Source organism: Stenotrophomonas sp. SrG, assembly GCF_050031795.1.
In the GTDB taxonomy this organism is placed as follows: Bacteria; Pseudomonadota; Gammaproteobacteria; order Xanthomonadales; family Xanthomonadaceae; genus Stenotrophomonas; species Stenotrophomonas rhizophila_A.
Genome location: NZ_JBNBBE010000193.1, coordinates 1 through 281, shown reverse-complemented (window position 1 = coordinate 281; position 281 = coordinate 1). Strand labels below are relative to the sequence as shown.

At 68.0% G+C, this 281-nt stretch carries 1 pseudogene; it reads left to right on the top strand.

Annotated features, from left to right (window positions below):
* Nucleotides 1-72 precede the first annotated feature (72 nt).
* Nucleotides 73-281: pseudogene (locus ACQG3P_RS19500) on the top strand (hypothetical protein); the annotation flags it as partial.

Below are 281 nucleotides of genomic sequence, written 5' to 3'. Positions count from 1 at the left end.
ACGCTCGCCTTCGCCTCGCATGAGTTCGAAGCCGGCCATGCCGTAGCTGACCTCTGCGCTGTGCAGACGCGCATGCTCGCCAACCTGCGGCGAGTATCGCCCGACCCCCTGTATGCCGAGCCACCGCTACTGCCCGAGCGTGAGCGCGAGCTGCATCGCGTGTTCCGCAACGCCATGGTGCGCGTGCCGCCGATGTGGTCCACGCACCCGGCCAATGCCGATCGCGAGAACAACCTCAAGCGCCGCGATGTGGACGCGGCCATTGACGAGCGGCCGGCCAT